The 16,831-nt window shown below is 64.3% G+C and carries 15 protein-coding genes and 1 other RNA gene; 8 read left to right on the forward strand and 8 right to left on the reverse strand.

Going from position 1 to position 16,831, the window contains the following annotated elements:
- From ubiH to ACFODV_RS06765, 3 genes are all read right to left on the reverse strand, one after another.
- Complete coding sequence (gene ubiH, locus ACFODV_RS06755; RefSeq protein ID WP_379757256.1) at nucleotides 1–1,182, reverse strand: 2-octaprenyl-6-methoxyphenyl hydroxylase; 1,182 nt, start codon at nucleotides 1,180–1,182, stop codon at nucleotides 1–3.
- A 148-nt stretch (nucleotides 1,183–1,330) separates the two neighbouring features.
- Nucleotides 1,331–2,668, reverse strand: a complete 1,338-nt coding sequence (gene pepP / locus ACFODV_RS06760) for a Xaa-Pro aminopeptidase (protein WP_379756611.1) — start codon at nucleotides 2,666–2,668, stop codon at nucleotides 1,331–1,333.
- Between the two features lie 60 nt (nucleotides 2,669–2,728).
- Nucleotides 2,729–3,307 carry a UPF0149 family protein gene (locus ACFODV_RS06765; protein WP_379756614.1) on the reverse strand — a complete coding sequence of 193 codons (579 nt, stop codon included), beginning with the start codon at nucleotides 3,305–3,307 and terminating at the stop codon, nucleotides 2,729–2,731.
- A 175-nt stretch (nucleotides 3,308–3,482) separates the two neighbouring features.
- Here ACFODV_RS06765 and ACFODV_RS06770 point away from each other — a divergent pair, with 175 nt between their 5' ends.
- From ACFODV_RS06770 to ACFODV_RS06780, 3 genes are all read left to right on the forward strand, one after another.
- Nucleotides 3,483–3,782 carry a cell division protein ZapA gene (locus ACFODV_RS06770; protein WP_379756617.1) on the forward strand — a complete coding sequence of 100 codons (300 nt, stop codon included), beginning with the start codon at nucleotides 3,483–3,485 and terminating at the stop codon, nucleotides 3,780–3,782.
- A gap of 84 nt (nucleotides 3,783–3,866) precedes the next feature.
- Nucleotides 3,867–4,050, forward strand: a non-coding RNA gene (ssrS, locus tag ACFODV_RS06775) — 6S RNA.
- 8 nt (nucleotides 4,051–4,058) lie between these two features.
- Nucleotides 4,059–4,703 carry a 5-formyltetrahydrofolate cyclo-ligase gene (locus tag ACFODV_RS06780; protein WP_379756620.1) on the forward strand — a complete coding sequence of 215 codons (645 nt, stop codon included), beginning with the start codon at nucleotides 4,059–4,061 and terminating at the stop codon, nucleotides 4,701–4,703.
- A 389-nt stretch (nucleotides 4,704–5,092) separates the two neighbouring features.
- Here ACFODV_RS06780 and ilvA read toward each other — a convergent pair whose 3' ends face one another.
- Nucleotides 5,093–6,613, reverse strand: coding sequence for a threonine ammonia-lyase, biosynthetic (gene ilvA / locus ACFODV_RS06785; protein WP_379757259.1), 1,521 nt, complete (start codon nucleotides 6,611–6,613; stop codon nucleotides 5,093–5,095).
- 180 nt (nucleotides 6,614–6,793) lie between these two features.
- Between ilvA and rpiA the strand changes: the two genes are divergently transcribed.
- Entirely contained in the window at nucleotides 6,794–7,483 is a 690-nt protein-coding gene (gene rpiA, locus ACFODV_RS06790; protein ID WP_379756623.1) for a ribose-5-phosphate isomerase RpiA, read from the forward strand.
- A gap of 25 nt (nucleotides 7,484–7,508) precedes the next feature.
- Here rpiA and waaA read toward each other — a convergent pair whose 3' ends face one another.
- Genes waaA through ACFODV_RS06805 form a run of 3 tightly spaced genes read right to left on the reverse strand, consistent with a single transcriptional unit; the run spans nucleotide 7,509 to nucleotide 11,345 of the window.
- Complete coding sequence (gene waaA, locus ACFODV_RS06795; RefSeq protein WP_379756626.1) at nucleotides 7,509–8,822, reverse strand: lipid IV(A) 3-deoxy-D-manno-octulosonic acid transferase; 1,314 nt, start codon at nucleotides 8,820–8,822, stop codon at nucleotides 7,509–7,511.
- Nucleotides 8,822–10,252, reverse strand: coding sequence for a bifunctional D-glycero-beta-D-manno-heptose-7-phosphate kinase/D-glycero-beta-D-manno-heptose 1-phosphate adenylyltransferase HldE (gene hldE / locus ACFODV_RS06800; protein WP_379756628.1), 1,431 nt, complete (start codon nucleotides 10,250–10,252; stop codon nucleotides 8,822–8,824). The genes waaA and hldE overlap by 1 nt, the downstream gene beginning before the upstream one ends.
- Nucleotides 10,242–11,345: a glycosyltransferase family 9 protein gene (locus ACFODV_RS06805; RefSeq protein ID WP_379756631.1), complete on the reverse strand. Its 1,104-nt coding sequence runs from the start codon at nucleotides 11,343–11,345 to the stop codon at nucleotides 10,242–10,244. Before ACFODV_RS06805 ends, hldE begins: the two co-directional genes overlap by 11 nt.
- Between ACFODV_RS06805 and ACFODV_RS06810 the strand changes: the two genes are divergently transcribed.
- Nucleotides 11,344–12,051: a 3-deoxy-D-manno-octulosonic acid kinase gene (locus ACFODV_RS06810; RefSeq protein WP_379756634.1), complete on the forward strand. Its 708-nt coding sequence runs from the start codon at nucleotides 11,344–11,346 to the stop codon at nucleotides 12,049–12,051. The two genes, ACFODV_RS06805 and ACFODV_RS06810, sit on opposite strands and share 2 nt — an antisense overlap.
- A 10-nt stretch (nucleotides 12,052–12,061) precedes the next feature.
- On the opposite strand, the gene ACFODV_RS06815 is transcribed toward ACFODV_RS06810, so the two are convergent.
- Nucleotides 12,062–13,183, reverse strand: a complete 1,122-nt coding sequence (locus tag ACFODV_RS06815; protein ID WP_379756637.1) for a glycosyltransferase family 4 protein — start codon at nucleotides 13,181–13,183, stop codon at nucleotides 12,062–12,064.
- A gap of 38 nt (nucleotides 13,184–13,221) precedes the next feature.
- On the opposite strand from ACFODV_RS06815, the gene ACFODV_RS06820 reads away from it, so the two are divergent.
- The 3 genes from ACFODV_RS06820 (at nucleotide 13,222) to ACFODV_RS06830 (ending at nucleotide 16,829) form a co-directional block, all read left to right on the forward strand.
- Complete coding sequence (locus ACFODV_RS06820) at nucleotides 13,222–14,313, forward strand: glycosyltransferase family 9 protein (protein WP_379756640.1); 1,092 nt, start codon at nucleotides 13,222–13,224, stop codon at nucleotides 14,311–14,313.
- Entirely contained in the window at nucleotides 14,310–15,065 is a 756-nt protein-coding gene (locus tag ACFODV_RS06825) for a glycosyltransferase family 2 protein (RefSeq protein ID WP_379756643.1), read from the forward strand. The genes ACFODV_RS06820 and ACFODV_RS06825 overlap by 4 nt, the downstream gene beginning before the upstream one ends.
- 66 nt (nucleotides 15,066–15,131) lie before the next feature.
- On the forward strand, nucleotides 15,132–16,829 hold the full coding sequence (locus tag ACFODV_RS06830) for a sulfatase-like hydrolase/transferase (protein WP_379756646.1): 1,698 nt from the start codon (nucleotides 15,132–15,134) through the stop codon (nucleotides 16,827–16,829).
- Nucleotides 16,830–16,831: the final 2 nt, after the last annotated feature.

The following is a 16,831-nucleotide window of genomic DNA, read 5'->3' on the forward strand; positions in this document are numbered from 1 at the left end:
CTAGCGTTCCAGACCCATGGCTCGGCGAGCCAGGCCTCTGCGCAGCGGCCCGGCCAGATTAAGGCCGATCAGCCCCGCCGCCCGAGCATGGGAGAGCAGCACGCTATCGATGCCGAACAGCCGCACCAGGCCGTCGCTGAATCGCACCACATTATGGCGATCGGCGCGGCGGCGGACTTCGAAGTCCGCCAGCACCGCGACGTTGCCAGGCGCCTCGCCGCGCTCCTGGCCCGCCTCCATAGCGCCCACCAGGTCCATCGCACCGCGCAGCGCCAGATTGAACCCCTGACCCGCGACGGGATGCAGCGAGTGGGCGGCGTTGCCAAGTACGGCCAGGCCCGGGCGAGTAGTCTCCCGAGCGGTGACCAGACTGAGTGGATAGGTGTGGCGGCGTCCGACTCGGCGAAAACGTCCCATGCGATCGCCAAAGGCCCGCTGCAGCTCAGCCAGGAAGTCTCCGTCGGAAAGCCCCAGGCGGCGATGCTCCGCACCCAGCGGGTGGGTCCAGACCAGCTCCATGGCCTGGCCTTGTAGCGGCAGCAGGGCAATAGGCCCCTCGGTGGTGAAGCGCTCCCAGGCCTTGCCGTCGTGGGGCCGACTCAGCTCAACGTTGGCGATCAATGCCACCTGGTCATAAGGGTGGCTATCGCTCTCGATGCCGAGTCGCTCCTTGAGCCCGGAACGACCGCCGTCGGCCAACACCGTGAGCCCCGCCTTGAGCTGATCTCCCTCGGTCAGAGTGAGCACGTGGCCGCCCGCCACCGGTACAATCTCCTCCACTCTGGCCGGGCAGTGCCAGTCAATAGCCATCTCTGCCAGGCGACGGTGTAATACCCGACCCATCCAGGCGTTGGGGATTACGTGCCCCAACGCCGTCACTCCCAGCTCGTCGCTTGAGAGCCGTGTCGCGCCGAAACGGCCGCGCTCGCTGATATGAATGCGCCGAATCGGGTTGGCATGTTCGGCCATGGCTTCCCACAGCCCCATCTCGGCAAAGTGATCTGCCGACCCCTGGGCGATGGCGCTAGCCCGGGCGTCGAAGCTGGGCTGGAAGGAGGCGTCGGCCATCTCGAGGATGGGCGCGGCCTCGATGACCGCCACCGAGAGCCCAGCCTGCTCGATCAGTGGTTGCAGGGCACAGGCCAGGCTAGACCCCACCAGGCCGCCGCCGATGATAGCGATATCAACATGGCGCTCGGCCTTGACGCCTGCAGGAAAGAACGCTGACGGACGGGGGTGGGAAAGGGAGTGGGTATCGTTCACGGCATCTCCGAACAGCACGTATCGTAATGTAATTTACATAATGAAAAACTGACTGACATTAGGCCGGCTACTTCTCGGCCATCAACGCCTCAATTTCCTCCATGTGTTTGGGGACACCCGCTGTCAGCACCTCAGCGCCAGTGGTGGTGACGACGACATCATCCTCAATGCGGATGCCGATACCGCGAAATACCTCGGGTATATCGGCGTCGGCGGGAATATAGAGACCCGGTTCCACCGTCAGCACCATGCCCGGCGCCAGAACGCGAGGCTCCCCCCCCTGGCGATAGGCGCCCACGTCGTGAACGTCCAACCCCAGCCAGTGTGAGGTGGAGTGGAGATAGAAGCGCCGGTAACTCTCGTCGTCGATGCGCGCCTGCACCTCGCCTTCGAGTAGCCCCAGGCCGATCAGTCCTTCGGTAAGACCGCGTACCACGCCGTCATGGAGCTCGACCAACGTCACGCCCGGCCTGATGGCGGCCAGAGCCCGCTCCTGAACCTCCAGCACCACACCATAGAGTGCCCGCTGGGAGGCACTGAAGCTGCCATTCACCGGGAAGGTGCGGGTGATGTCGCCGGCATAAAGGTCAAATTCAGCGCCGGCGTCGATCAGCACCAGATCGCCATCCCTGAGCGGGGCGCGATTCTCGATATAGTGCAGCACACAGGCATTGACACCGCCACCGACGATGCTGGCATAGGCTGGACCACTGCCGCCCTGCCAGCGGAACTCATGCTCCAGTTCGGCCTGGAGGTGAAACTCGACCAGCCCCGGGCGAGCCGATCGCATGGCGCGCACATGGGCTCTGGCAGAAATCTCAGCCGCATGGCGCAGCAACACCAACTCGGCCTCGCTCTTGATCAATCGTGCCTCATGGAGCAACGGCGTCACGTCGGCCAGTACCTCCGGGGGACAGGCACCACGGCGCGCCCTGACCATCAGAGCGCTGCGCACCTCTTCGGCGATAGCCATGGCCTCGGGACTGTCCAAAGGCAGGTAGAGGGTGTGACGGCCGTCCAGCAGCGCCTCGAGGCGCTCGCCGCGCTCGGCATTCTCGAAGGCCTGGTCCACCCCATGCTCACGCACGGCCCCCTCGGCGCCCAGTCGGTACCCCGTCCACGCCTCCATCAGCGGGTTGCGGTCCTGGCAGAACAGCACGCTCTCGCCTTCTAGCCGCCCGGGCAGCAATAACAGCAGAGCATCGGGCTCCGAGAAGCCGGTCAGATAGTGGAAATCGCTATTCTGACGGAACGGAAATTCGCTGTCCCGAGAGCGTGTTACCAGGGAGGCACCGGGCAGCAACACGGCGCTATCCGCAGGCAGCGCCGCCATCAGCGCTAAACGCCGGGAAAGATACTCGTGCTGGGTAATGGGAGCAGGGCGTGGCAGGATCTCGGGCAGCATAGACGCTCCTCTGAGTGGGGCTGGGCTGAGTGGAAGACTAGGGCAACAGATGGGGCCGCATCAGTGACGGGTATCGTTCTCGGTATCCTCGACTTGGGGCAGGCCAGGGTGCTGCTCGGTATAAAGCAACATGGCGGCCATTCGCACATGTTCGGCGAGAGCAAAGAGATCCCCCTCATTCTCGGTGCTCTCCTCGAGTTCGACCTCCATGGCGGCGATCCCTTCCAGGTCCCCCAGGGCCTCGCGCAAGGCCGGCGACCAGCTTTCTCGTGGAGCACTGCCGGCGTCCTCCACCACTTCGAGGAAGCCCAGGGTCCACTCCTTGAGCCCCTGGGCGCGTTCGGCCAAAGAAAAAAGGTCGTCGGGCAGCAGCGGCTCGAAGGTTAGCTCGCTGCCGGAGAGGACATCGAGTGTCTGACGCCGCCAACCCAGAAAATGTTCGGCAGAGGGCTCATCGCGGGGCTGCTCGACGCCAAGCGCCAGGCACACCTCCTCGAGCCATGCTTCAGCGGTGAGGTCGTGCATGGCTAGGCCAGCGCACAAGCGGCCGTCGAGAAAGGCCGGCGACTGCATGCTGCCATGAAGCAGAAAGAGGTCGGCGATGGTGGAGAAATCCTGGCGTTCGTTGATCAGTGACATGCGAAAATCCGTAACGGCTGCGAGCAAGAGTGAGCCTCGCCCGGGGCGGCGCGTTGACCGCCCCGGAAGGGCTCTCTTATAGTGAGGTACGAAACCTTTCCTTCCATGGATGTTAACGCATCGGGCCACCGGGGCGCGCGGCAGCTCTCCCGGCAGGCCGACCCGGAGTCTTCCGATGACCGACGCCACGCGTCCGACCACTGAAATCACCCTGTTGGGGCGCGGCTATGTGATTGCCTGCCCGCCAGAGGAGCAGGACAAGCTAGAGCGAGCCGCCCGCTATCTGGATCGCGCCATGAGCGGCATTCATTCCCAGAACAACCTGATGGGCACCGAGCGTATCGCCATCATGGCGGCCCTGAACATCGCCCATGAACTGCTTGAGGCACTGGACGCCCAGCGGGCAGGGGAAAGCAACCTTGACGCGCTCAGCACTCGCCTGGAGCGCGCCCTGGTCGATACCCCCCAGCGCTGACTGCCCCGACCACACCCACTGCGAGCATATCTCGCCCCCAGCAGAATGCGTTGGACGGACACATCGGCTCTGGTAGGATGAATGTGTTCCCTGGGGTGTTTGCCAGTCGTTATCGTCCCTCGAGCCTATGCGCATTACCCAGGGGGCCATATGCTAGCCGGACCCGTGTGCATGTCCGCGCGTCGGAAAGCCTGACGGTCCGGCTGCGGCCACCCACCTTGAACCACTGGGTTCAGGGCCAGAATGACAGCGGCACTCTGGGGAACCTCGTCTGCCATGACCCACCTCATGAAGACACCCGCCGCACCTCTTATTCTTGATGTCTTCGACGGCTCTCGTCAGGCCCTGCGACGTGAGCTTCGCCGCCGTCGACGTACCCTTACCCCGCGACAGCGCCAGAATGCCAGCAAACGCCTGTGCCACAGACTGTGCCGCCTTCCCGAGATACAGCGCGCCCGACGCGTTGCGCTCTACCTGCCCAACGACGGCGAGATTGACCCCACACCGCTAATCGACTGGCTCCGTCGTCGTGGTGCCCGCGTGTATCTCCCGGTGCTTCGACCGCTTTCACATAACCGGCTGTGGTTCGTTCACTACCATGCCGACACGCCCATGGTGACCAACCGTTACGGCATCCCCGAGCCTCAGACCCGCCATGGCGCCCATCGCGCCCGGCGCCAGCCAGCTTGGGCCCTGGATCTTATCCTGCTGCCTCTGGTGGCCTTCGACGAAGCCGGCCAACGAATAGGCATGGGTGGGGGGTTCTACGATCGAACCCTGGCCTTCACGCGCCATCCCGGCCCACGACCACGTCTGATTGGTCTGGCGCATGAGTGTCAGCGGGTCGAAGCACTGCCGAATGAGCCCTGGGACGTTCCCCTGGATGCCATCGTCAGCGATGCTCGGGTCGTTCGTCCCTGATAAGGCCCACCACCGCTTAAAAATGCAAACGGGGCGATGCCCAATGGCATCGCCCCGTTTGCTAGCAGTCTATGTCTGACGTCGATGCGCCCGTGTTACCGCCCCGGGTTAACGCCAGGGGTTAACGCCAGGGGTTAACGCCTCAGCTGCCCGCCAGCGCCTGGGCGTAACCGGTTGCCACGAGTCCGATACCGAACAACATTACCAATGCCATGACCAGATCGGGCTTGCGCTTCATCATCGACTCCATAGGGGAAATAACTGACCGAGACTATAGGGCGATTTCATGCTCTCGACAACCACCCAAGCGCAACACTTTCTGGCCGAAAAACCCAGCAGGCTTGGCGTGTGGTGCGATTCAGCGCTTACCCCTTGATAAGGGAGATCGCTCAGGCCATGAACAGTCGATAGGCGGCGTTGTCAGTTTCCTTCCAGTAGCGATAACCGATTTCGTCGAAGTGCTCCTCGACATGGGCACGGTCGCCGTTGGGGATCTGCATACCCACCAGCACCCGGCCGTAGGCAGCCCCGTGGTTGCGGTAGTGAAACAGGGAGATGCTCCAGTCGTGGGGCAGGTGGGTGAGGAAGTTCATCAGCGCCCCGGGGCGCTCCGGGAACTCGAAGCGATAGACCTCTTCATCGAAGTGCTCCTTGGGGCGACCGCCCCCCAGGTGACGGATATGCAGCTTGGCCAGTTCATTGTCGGTGAGATCTTCTACCGGATAGCCGGCCTCGCGCAGCTTGTCGATCACCCCCTGTCGGTCCTCTCCACCCGGCTTGACCTGAACGCCGACGAAGATATGGGCGTTCTCCGGGTCTGCATAGCGGTAGTTGAACTCGGTCACCATGCGCTTGCCGATGGTCTTGCAGAACTTCTTGAAGCTGCCGGGCTTCTCGGGGATGGTCACGGCAAGAATCGCCTCGCGCTGTTCGCCCAGCTCGGTGCGCTCGGCGATGTGCTGGAGGCGGTCGAAGTTGATATTGGCGCCACAGTTGATGCAGATAAGGGTCTGGCCCTCGACACCGGTCTGCTGCACATACTTCTTGAGGCCCGCCAGCGACAGGGCCCCGGAAGTCTCCGCGACCGCCCGGGTATCTTCGAAGATATCCTTTACCGCGGCACATATCTCGTCGGTATTGACGGTGATGACGTCATCGATGAGGTCGCGGATGATCGAAAAGGGCAGCTCGCCGATCTGCGCCACCGCGACCCCCTCGGCAAAGACACCGACCTGATCGAGCACCACCCGCTCCCCGGCCTCCAGGGCGGCCTTGAGGCAGGCGCTATCCTCGGATTCCACGCCAATCACCTTGATGTCCGGGCGCAGATACTTGATATACGCCAGCATACCGGCCATCAGGCCACCGCCGCCCACCGGCACGAAGATGGTATCGATAGGACCGCTGTGCTGGCGCAGGATCTCCATGGCGATGGTGCCCTGACCGGCGATGATGTCGATGTCATCGAAGGGAGGGATGTAGATATAACCATGCTCCTTGATCAACTCCTGGGCATGGGTAGCGGCCTCGGCGAAGGAGTCTCCCTTGAGCACCACACGAGCGCCTCGTGAACGCACTCCCTGGACCTTGATGTCCGGCGTGATCCTCGGCATCACGATCACCGCCTTGACGCCCATCTGCTTCGCCGCCATGGCCAGACCCTGAGCATGGTTGCCGGCAGACGCTGCAATCACGCCCTTGGCCTTCTGCTCCTCGCTAAGCTGGGCCATTTTGTTGTAGGCCCCGCGAATCTTGAAGGAGTAGACCGGCTGGAGGTCCTCACGCTTGATCAGGATGGTGTTGTTGAAACGGCGGGAGAGGAAAGGCGCAGGTGATATGGGGGTTTCCACAGCCGCTTCATAGACGCGAGCCTGGAGTATCTTCTTAACGATTGATTCAAGCATCCTGATGTCCCAAGGGGAAACGCGAGTCGTGCAGCGTTCTGTGCTGCACTGCGGAGGGCTACCATTGGTAGCATTGTGGTGGCGTCGAGTCCAGCCAGCATCGGCAGGGAAAGGCCCCTGCCCTATAATGGCGCCGGTTTCATGCCCTATCCTACTGTCCCACCCTGCAACCACCGGAGAGCGATCATGACCCAGGACGGCCTATCCCAGGACCAATTGAAGGGCGCCGTAGCCGAGGCCGCCATCGACGAGATCAAGCCCTGGCTCGAACGCGATACCGTGCTCGGGATCGGTACCGGTTCCACTGCCAATCTGTTCATCGATCGCCTGGCCAAGCTTCGCGACGACTTCAAGGGGGCAGTGGCCAGCTCCGAGGCCAGTGCCGAGCGGCTACGCGGCTATGGTATCGAGGTATTCGAACTTAACAGCGTGGGCACCGTCCCTTTCTATATCGATGGTGCAGACGAAGTGAACGCTCACTTGCATATGATCAAGGGTGGTGGCGCGGCCCTGACCCGAGAGAAGATCGTCGCCGCCTGTGCCAGAAAATTCATCTGCATCGCGGACGCTTCCAAGCGGGTCGATCGGCTGGGGGAGTTCCCGCTGCCGGTGGAGGTGATCCCCATGGCACGCTCCTACGTGGCTCGAGAACTGGTCAAGCTGGGCGCCGACCCGGTCTATCGCGAGGGGGTGGTCACCGACAACGGTAACCAGATCATCGACTGCTATGAGTTCATGATCGACGATCCGGTGGCCATGGAGGTGCGCCTCAACGCTATCGTCGGCGTGGTCACCAACGGCCTGTTCGCCGCCCGCGGCGCCGACGTGCTGCTGCTGGGAGCGGAAAGCGGCGTGGAGTGTCTCACACCGGCGTGACAACGCCCCTTGAATAAGTAAGCATTCACTTCGCAGGCAAAAGCCGCGCCAGCCCGTTCAGCGTTCGCTCAAGCGCACCTCGATTAGCCGCCACCACGGCGCGGCCCGCCTCGCCCAGGCGGCGCCGCTCGGCAGGGTCGGCGAAGAGCTCAGTCAGAACAACGGCAAGCGCTCTACCGTCGACCACCTCCACCAGAGCATCGGCCCTGCGCAGCACCTCGGCCACCTCTTCGAAGTTGGCAAGTTCGGGCCCGGTCAGCACCGGTACTCCCAGCGCCGCAGGCTCCAGCAGGTTGTGGCCGCCGATCGGCACCAGGCTGCCCCCGACGAAGGCCAGATTGGCCGCACCGTAGAGTGTTAGCAACTCCCCCATGGTGTCGCCCAGATAGACGGCCGTCTCGGCCTCCGGCCACTCACCGCGAGAGCGACGCGCCACTGGCATGCCCGCCTGCTCGCACAGCGCCGCCACGGCATCGAAGCGCTGTGGATGGCGCGGCACCAGCACGAGCAGCGCCTCGGAACAGCGTTTGAAACCGGCCGCCAGATGGCTCTCACGAAGTCGAGCATGGGCGGCAAGCAACACCGTCTCCTCTCCCTCATGGGTGGAGCCTGCCACCCAGACCGGACGCTCACCGAGACAGGTACGCAAGCGCTCACTCACCTCGAGGGCATTATCATCCGTGGTGATATCGAACTTGAGCGACCCCACCACGTCGATACCTTCTTCTGCCATGCCAAGCCGTGCGAAGCGCTCGGCGTCGTCGGCCGACTTAGCAGCCAGCCAGTCCACGCAGGCCAGCGCCTCACGCATCAGCGGGCGCAGCCGACGATAGCCGCGGAAGGCTCGCGACGAGAGGCGACCGTTGATCACCGCCACCGGCACGCCGCGGCTGCAACAGGCATGCAACAGGTTGGGCCACAGCTCGGTCTCGAAGAAAAGCGCCAGCTCAGGACCCAGGCGCTCGACGAAGCGTGCCGCGGCCAGGGGGAAGTCCAGCGGTATGAAGTGGTGAACAAGGCGCCCGTCGTCACGGGATGCCGACAGGGCACGCGCCCGATCCGCTCCGGTGGCGGTCATGGTGGTTAGGGTAAGGCGGTGGTCGGGGTATCGCTCCAGCAGTGCCTCGATCAGCGGACGAGCCGCCAGCACCTCGCCCACCGAGGCGCAATGCAGCCACAGCATACGCTCGCCAGAGGGTGTCTCGGGGATGCGCCCCAGGCGCAGCTCGCGGGGGGTGTGACGGGAGTCAGTGAGCGCATGCTCACGGCGGATGCGCCGCCAAATAAGCGGCGTCAGGGCCAGCAGCAGCGCCGAGTAGAGGCCGCGGGGCCAGCCCATCAGGCCTCACGATCGAGGATGGTGGAGATCATCGCCGTGGTGGAGACGCCATCCTCGAAGCCCAGCACGCGGACCTCACCGCCGGCTTCGCGCACCGCCTCACCGCCGGCGATCTGCTCGGGACGATAGTCGCCGCCCTTGACCAGCACGTCGGGCAGAACGTCCTCGATCAGCCGCTGGGGGGTGTCTTCGGCGAAGGGCACCACCCAGTCCACGGCGCCAAGGCCCGCCAGCACCTGCATGCGGCGCATCAGGGGATTGATGGGCCGCTTGGGTCCCTTGAGGCGGGCGATCGAGGCGTCGTCATTGACCGCTACAATCAGCCGGTCGCCGAGCTTGCGGGCCTGTTCGAGATAGGCGACATGGCCGGCATGCAGGATATCGAAGCAGCCGTTGGTCATCACCACTCGCTCACCGCGGGCCTGGGCGGCGCGCACCGCCTCGATCAGGGGCGTCTCCTCGATTACTCCAAACTCGGCAAGCTTGTCGCCGTGCAGGGCGGTGTAGAGCTCGGCGATAGAGAGAGTCGCAGTACCCTGCTTGGCCACCACCAGGCCGGCGGCCAGATTGGAGAGCGTCATCGCCTCAGGGAAACCATGGCCGGAGGCGAGCGCCAGACCCAGCACGCCGATCACCGTGTCGCCGGCGCCGGTCACGTCATAGACCTCCCGAGCCCGGGTCGGCAGATGCAGCGGCTCGTGTCCCTCGCGGATCAGGGTCATGCCCTTCTCGCTGCGGGTGATCAGCAGCGCCTCCAGTTCCAGCTCGGCGCACAGCGCCTGGCCGCGCTCCGCCAGTTCGGCATCGTCGCGGCAATGGCCCACCACCGCCTCGAATTCCGCCAGGTTGGGGGTGATCACGCTGGCTCCACGGTAGCGGGAGAAGTTGCTTCCCTTGGGATCTACCAGTACCCGTTTGCCACTGGCTCGCACCAGACGAATCAGTTCTTCGACCCGATTCAATGTGCCCTTGCCGTAGTCGGAGAGGATCACCAGATCGGCCTCGGGCAGCGCCGCCTCGACCCGTACGAGCAGGGCCGAGGTGTCCACCTCGCCGAGCCCCTCCTCGAAATCGAGGCGAATCAGCTGCTGGTTGCGACTCATCACCCGCAGCTTGGTGATGGTCGGGAGGCCTGGGCTGCGGGCGAAGTGAGTGCCCACTCCAGCATCTTCGAGACGTGATACCAGGCGATCGGCATTGTCGTCGTCGCCCACCAGCCCGGCCAAGGCTGCCCGGGCGCCCAGGGAAGCGATGTTGAGCGCCACGTTGGCGGCGCCGCCAGGGCGGTCCTCGCTCTGCTCGACTCGCACCACCGGCACCGGTGCCTCGGGGGATATCCGTGAGGTGCCACCGTGCCAGTAGCGGTCAAGCATGACGTCGCCCACCACCAGCAGGCGAGAGTGCTCCAGGGCAGTCAGATCAAGTTTCATCGTCGGGAAGCTCCCTTTCCGATTGGGTAGCGGCGGTATAATCGAGCAGTGTTTCCAGGCGCTCGATGACGTCCTCGGCGTGAATCAACGACATGGCGTCGGGATGGCGCACCCGCTGTCCCCAGGCGATCTCGTCCAGAGACTTGTGCAAATAAGTGTCTACGGCGTCCGGGTAACGGTTAACCACAAACTCTCGCCAGCAATAGGGGGCGGCACGGTCGGGATTGGTGGTCGCATAGAGCCCCACCGTCGGGGTACCCAGGGCGTTGGCCATATGCACGGGACCCGAGTCCGGAGCGATAACGGCTCTTGCCCGTGCGATCATCGCCAGCAACCCCTTCAACGACGTGCCACCAATGGCGTCGATCACCGAGCCGGGCTCGCAGAGGGACTGAATTCGCTCGCCCATCTCTCGCTCCTGGGTGCTGCCGCCCCCGGTAAGCAGGGTAAGCAGGCCATGCCGATGCCAGGCGTGTTGAATCACCGCCGCATAGCCCTCGGCGGACCAGTTCCGGAAGTTCCGCAGCCTTGGGTTGGCGCAGGGGCTCATCAGCAGGTAGGGCGCCCCGCCGGTCAGCGCATGAGCCTCATCGAAGGCGGTTTCGGGCACCGGCATGTCCCACGTCAAGGAGAGATCCTTCACCCCCAGCAGGCGGGCGAAATCCAGGAAGGACTCCAGCACGTGGGAACGGGGATGAGGGGTCAGCTGACGGTGGGTGAACCAGTGCTGGGCATCCTTGGCGCGCGCCTTGTCGTAGCCCACTCGCACGTCGGCCTTGAGGCCCAGTGAAAGCGCGCTGGCGCGCAGCGCCTGCTGCATGTGCAGGAGCACGTCGAATCGGATGCCGGCCAGCTCGCGCCATAGCGCGCGCATGCCGGCAATCCCGCTGGTCTTATCGTAGACCACGAACTCGACCCCGCTGAGGCCGGCCAGTAGACTGTATTCGCCCTTGCCGATGATCCAGGTGATACGCGCCTCGGGCCACTGGCGCTGCAGGGCACGAACCGTCGGTACCAGATTGCAGACATCGCCGAGAGCGGAGAGTCTCAGCACGCCGATGTGCCGGGGTTGTGCAGGCAGAGGATGCTTCATGGGGTTGGCAACGTGTCGAGCAGGAAAGGTTTTCATTCTATATGATGCCGAGCGTTTATGTGACGCGGCAGCCGAAGTGCCTCCCGGCCCGGGGCTCTTCGACCCCGAGCACTGGAAGAACCGGGGGCGGGTCATCGGCGAGGCCCCGGGGCGGGGAGCCAGCCTGTTCCTGGCGGCCGGCAGCGGCCGCGAGTGGGTGCTCAGGCCCTACCGCCGCGGCGGCCTCGTCGCTCGGCTCAGCGAGACACGCTACCTGTGGACCGGTCTGGAACGCACTCGCGCCTTCTGCGAACTGCGCCTGACTGCCGACCTTCACCGGCGCGGCCTGCCGGTACCCCCGCCGGTGGCCGCCGCCGTCACCCGCCATGGACTCACCTACGAAGCCGCCCTCATCACCGAGCGTATCCCCGGCGCCCGGGCCCTGGCCAGCCGGCTGGAAGAGCGTTCCGACGAGGCTCTGCTGAAAGAGGTGGGGCGAACGATCCGACGATTTCACAACGCCGGTCTCGATCACGTGGACCTCAACGCACGCAACCTGCTGGTGGATGAAAGAGATCGCGTTTGGCTGATCGACCTCGACCGATGCCGACTTCGCCCGAAAGGACGCTGGCAGGCTGCAAACCTGGCGCGCCTCGAGCGCTCCCTCATCAAATTCAGCGCCAGGGATGCTATGGCGCCGATTCAACGGGGCTACGAGGTGCGCTGAGCCGGCTAGCCTAGGCAGCGTACTCCTCGATCAGGTTGGTCACATGGGCTGCCAGGGTAAAGTCCGCCAGCACTCTGGCGCGCGCAGCCTGGCCCAGGCGCCGGCGCAGCTCGGCGTCTGCGACCAGTTCGGCCAGCGCTTCGGCCCAGGCCGCGGGGTCCTCGGGTACCGCCAGGCGGCCGGTCTCATTATTGAGCAACTCGGGAATTGCCCCGCTATCGCTGCCGATCACCGCCTTGCTGGCGGCCATGGCCTCGATCACGGTCAAACCGAAGGCCTCGTTGCGCGAAGGCACGCAGACGACATCCAGCGCCTCGAACAACCGCGGCAGATCTCGACGGAAACCGGTAAAGGTGATGCGCGGTTCGAGCCCCAGCACCGCGATGCGCTGTCTCAGCGTCGCCACATGGGCCTCGTTACTGCCCTCCTCCCTCGTCAGTCCGCCGATGAGCACTCCCTGCCATGCCAGATTCGGCTGAGCCTCGGCCAGGAGCGCCAGGGCCTCGACCCACACGTCTTGGCCCTTGCCCGGCGTTAGCCGACCCGGCAAGCCGATCGCCACCGCGCCCTCAGGCACGCCTAGCTCTTGGCTCAGCGCGGCTCGTTCCTGGTCATCGAGGCGCGGCGCATAGGGGGCCGGGTCGATGCCCAGATAGAGGCGTCGAATGCGCTCGGGCGGTAGCGGAAAGGCCGCCAGGTTGCGCTGTCGGGTCGCCTCACTGATGGAGAATAGCCGCGTGACCCGCCCGTAGGCCCAGCGGTGATAGGGATCCTTCTTTGGGCGGGTCACGCCCATGTGGTCGGTGAAAAAGAGCCTGAGCGAAGGCCTGAGACTCACCAGCAATGCGCCCAGGCGCAGGTCGCTGGACTTGTGGCAGTGCACCACGCCGATGCCTTGAGCCTTGAGGTAGCCGAGTATGCGCCCAACGGACAGCAACGCCCGCCCTTTGGAGAGCAGTTCAAGCGGTTCTACCCCGGCCAAACGAAAGCTCTCGGCAACTCGGGAGCCGACCAGGGCCAATCCGTGGCTCTGCCACCCCTGCCGGGCCAGCTCAGGTATAATCCGTGACGGATACATTTCCAGTCCGCCCCAGCCGCTGGAGAGGCAGATATGCAGGACCTTGCACGACAAGGCTGACTCCTTCGGTATATCGGGGCTCGGGAGCCCGGATGACTGCTACTTCCGCTGCCCCGGGCGCGTCTTCGCGCCTGCTGGTGGTTCGCAACGACAAGCTTGGCGATTTCATGCTGGCGTGGCCGGCACTGGCCTGCCTGAAAGCGGCGCATCCCGTGCCTCACATCAGCGTCCTGGTGCCGGCCTATACCGCGCCCATGGCGCGGCTATGCCCGTGGATCGACGAAGTGCTGATCGACCCCGGAGAGGGTGCCGACCGAATCGCCCGACGACGACTGCTGGCCGAGGTGAAAGCGGCCCGCTTCGATGCGCTGCTCACCCTCTTCTCCACGCCACGCATCGGCTGGCTCGGCTGGCGTGCGGGGATCCCGCTACGCCTGACGCCGGCCACCAAATGGGCACAGTTATTCTACAACCGAAGGGTGGTACAGCGCAGGTCGCGTTCGGAAAAGCCCGAATACCGCTACAATCAGGAGCTAGCTGAGGCGCTGCTGGCGGCGCTGGGGCTGGCTCCCGGCGCCGGGCCCGAACCTCCTTATTGGCCGCTGCCGGAATCCGAACGCCAGGCCGAGCGCCGTCGTCTTACCGAGGAACTCGGCCTGGACCCGACGCGACCCTGGTGTTTCCTGCACGGCGGCAGTGGCGGCTCGGCGGTTAACCTCGCTCCCTTGCAGTACGCCCGGCTGGTGCTGGGCGTGGACGCGCGCATTGCGGACGGTAGACAGCCACAGTGGGTCCTGACCGCCGGGCCCGGAGAAGAGGCCACCGCCGAGGCGATCCAGATCCCGTTGCTCGACGCCAGTGTGCCGGTATACCGCCTGCCGACCCGCGAGGGGCTCGCCGACTTTGCCAGAAGCCTTTCTGCAGCGGACCTGTTCATCGCCGGTTCCACCGGACCGCTGCACATCGCCGGCTGCCTGGATGTCGCCACCGCCGGTTTCTATCCGGCGCGCCGCTCTGCCACTCCGCTACGCTGGCAGACCTGCAACCGAGCCCAGCACCGCCTGGCGTTCTGCCCGCCCGAGGGTGCCGGCGAGCAGGACATGACGAGCATCGATATCGCGGCAGCAGCTGACCGGATCACCGGCTTTCTCATCTCGCACAACCGCCGAGAGGCTCAACCATGACTCCCATCACCGGCATCGTCATCACTCTCAATGAAGAGACTCGCATCGGTGACTGCATCGATTCCCTCAAGACGGTTTGCGACGAGGTCATTGTGGTTGACTCTCTCAGCCAGGACGACACTGCAAGAGTCGCTAAGGGCAAGGGCGCCACCGTTCTGCTGCAGACGTACCTGGGGGATGGTCCACAGAAGGCTTTCGGAGTCCCCCACGCCAGTCACGACTGGATCCTTGCCCTGGATGCTGACGAGCGGCTGGATGACGATGCGATTCTTGCCATTCGACGCCTCCCGCTGGATAACCCATCGGTGGCCTACAGCTTCAGACGACGAAACTTCTGTGGCAGCCACTGGATCAAGGCCGCGGGCTTCTATCCCGACGAGGTGGTTAGGCTCTACAACCGGACGACATCGGGATATCTGCCCAAGAAGGCTCACTCCTCGGTAGAGGCACCGAAGGTTGAGAGTACCGACGCTCATATCCGCCATTTCACCTATGAAAACCTGTCCCATTGGATTCAGCGCATCGATCAGCTCTCGACACGCGACGCCTGGGCCATGAAAGAGAAGGGTATTTCACCCTCTGTATTTCGACCGACCCTCCATGCATTGAGTGCAATGATTCGCAAACTGGTTCTGAAGGGAGGTCTGCTGCAGGGAAGCGATGGCCTGACGGTCGCCATGACGACTGCCTTTCACGCCTATATGAAGTACGCAAAACTCAATGAACTTCATGAGAACGAACGGCAGACATAACCCATTTTGATCCCGGGCGATGTATCTGCCTGTTATGCCGCGACATCGCGAGGACCCTGACCCACCATGCTTCCCGTTTTTTCCTCACCGATGCTTCGCTACCCGCGCTGGTGGGCGCTGCTCGCCATCGGGCTATGCCTCGGCTACGCCGTCGTCACCGTGAGCCGGCTGCCCGCCTGGGCCGTGCCGGCTATCGCTGGTGCCTGGCTTGGCGCCGGCTGGTTGCTCCGCTGGGGGGCCCCTCTGCGTCCTCGCCCCAGAGCCAGGGTATGGCCCTGGTCGCTGCTGCCCATGGCGCTACTGGGCCTCTATATCTACCTCAACGACAGCTTCGGTATCGTCGACCTGGGGGCAATCTTCTTCCACCTTCAGGCAGGCATATCCGACCACGGCGGTGGCGACCGCCTGGTGGCCGCTGTGCTCTACACCCTCAGCATGCTGGCCCTGCTGGCGGCTTTCACCTGGCTGGTACGCGTCGACCACCGCTGGCGATACGGCGAACGTCTGCTGGCCCTGATACTGCTCGTCAGCAACCCACTGCTCTACGGCATGACCCAGCGCGGCGCGGCCATCGTCACCGAAGACGGCGCCTGGCTGGACCGCCGATATATCGAGCCCGAAATCCTCGCTGTCCCTGAGTCACCTCCAAACCTGCTGCTGCTCTACCTCGAAAGCATCGAGCGCACCTATGCGGACCGCGAACGCTTCGGAGACGTCTACGCCGATCTCGACGCCCTAGGCGCAAAGGGCCACGTTTTCGAAGGGGTACGCCAGCTCGACAACACCGGCTGGACCATGGCCGGGATGATTGCCAGCCAGTGCGGCACACCGCTGATGCCCGCCGGCCTTCTCCACGACCGCCAGTTCGAGCCGCTGGAGCATGTCGTTCCCGGCGTTGACTGCCTGGGTGACCTACTGTCTGAGCAGGGATACCGGCTCAGCTACCTGGGTGGCGCAAGCGCCGCCTTTGCCGGCAAGGGCCTCTTCTACCAGGGCCATGGCTTCGACAGCGTGATGGGGCGCGAGGAGTTGGTTCCTCGACTCGAGGATCCCGACTACGTCAACAACTGGGGGCTCTTCGATGATTCTCTCTACGATTTCACCGCGGAAGAGATCCGCCGCCTGGAGGCCAAGGACGACGGCCCCTGGGGGGTAGTCAACCTATCCATCACCGGCCATGCCCCCAACGGTTACCCGGCCAGGACCTGCCTGGAGCGCCAGGGCGAATTCGACGGTGAGGACATCCTCTATTCGGTGACCTGCTCCGCCTGGCTCGCCCGTGACCTGGTGGAACGCCTGGAGCAAGAGGGGCTGCTGGAGAACACACTGGTGGTGATTGCCAGCGACCATCTGACCATGCGGGTTTCAGCCTGGGATCAGCTCACCGCAGGCGAACGCGACAACACCTTCATGATGCTGGGTTCCGGCATCGAGAGCGGCACTCGCACCCGGCGGGAGGCCTCCATGGTCGATCTCTTCCCGACCCTGCTTGAAGCCATGGGTTTCACCATCAAGGGCCACCGCGCCGGACTAGGCGCCTCCCTGCTGGCCGAGCCCAACCAGCAGACGCTGGTCGAGCGCCATGGCCTGGTGCCGCTCAACGCACGCATGCGAGAGGAGAATGCCCTGCAACAGCGACTCTGGGAAGGCCTGGTGCCGAACCAGTCGCAGGAACGTGAGGAGCAGGAATCGCCGCCGGCCGATGCACAGGTGGTAGAGAGTCCCCATGATGCCACCGGCGAGGCGCCTGCCAGCGTCCAGTAGGC

The sequence above is a fragment of the Halomonas tibetensis genome (assembly GCF_042643535.1).
GTDB classification, from domain to species: Bacteria; Pseudomonadota; Gammaproteobacteria; order Pseudomonadales; family Halomonadaceae; genus Halomonas; species Halomonas tibetensis.

What these genes read in the sequence shown, in the direction of transcription:
- waaA (WP_379756626.1), bottom strand. Translation starts at nt 8,822, where the DNA reads ATGGGCTGGCCCCGCGGCCTCTACTCGGCGCTGCTGCTGGCCCTGACG.
- pepP (WP_379756611.1), bottom strand. Translation starts at nt 2,668, where the DNA reads ATGCTGCCCGAGATCCTGCCACGCCCTGCTCCCATTACCCAGCACGAG.
- ACFODV_RS06765 (WP_379756614.1), bottom strand. Translation starts at nt 3,307, where the DNA reads ATGTCACTGATCAACGAACGCCAGGATTTCTCCACCATCGCCGACCTC.
- ACFODV_RS06820 (WP_379756640.1), top strand. Translation starts at nt 13,222, where the DNA reads ATGACTGCTACTTCCGCTGCCCCGGGCGCGTCTTCGCGCCTGCTGGTG.
- ACFODV_RS06830 (WP_379756646.1), top strand. Translation starts at nt 15,132, where the DNA reads ATGCTTCCCGTTTTTTCCTCACCGATGCTTCGCTACCCGCGCTGGTGG.
- ACFODV_RS06805 (WP_379756631.1), bottom strand. Translation starts at nt 11,345, where the DNA reads ATGAAGCATCCTCTGCCTGCACAACCCCGGCACATCGGCGTGCTGAGA.
- rpiA (WP_379756623.1), top strand. Translation starts at nt 6,794, where the DNA reads ATGACCCAGGACGGCCTATCCCAGGACCAATTGAAGGGCGCCGTAGCC.
- hldE (WP_379756628.1), bottom strand. Translation starts at nt 10,252, where the DNA reads ATGAAACTTGATCTGACTGCCCTGGAGCACTCTCGCCTGCTGGTGGTG.
- ACFODV_RS06825 (WP_379756643.1), top strand. Translation starts at nt 14,310, where the DNA reads ATGACTCCCATCACCGGCATCGTCATCACTCTCAATGAAGAGACTCGC.
- ACFODV_RS06810 (WP_379756634.1), top strand. Translation starts at nt 11,344, where the DNA reads ATGGGGTTGGCAACGTGTCGAGCAGGAAAGGTTTTCATTCTATATGAT.
- ACFODV_RS06770 (WP_379756617.1), top strand. Translation starts at nt 3,483, where the DNA reads ATGACCGACGCCACGCGTCCGACCACTGAAATCACCCTGTTGGGGCGC.
- ACFODV_RS06780 (WP_379756620.1), top strand. Translation starts at nt 4,059, where the DNA reads ATGACCCACCTCATGAAGACACCCGCCGCACCTCTTATTCTTGATGTC.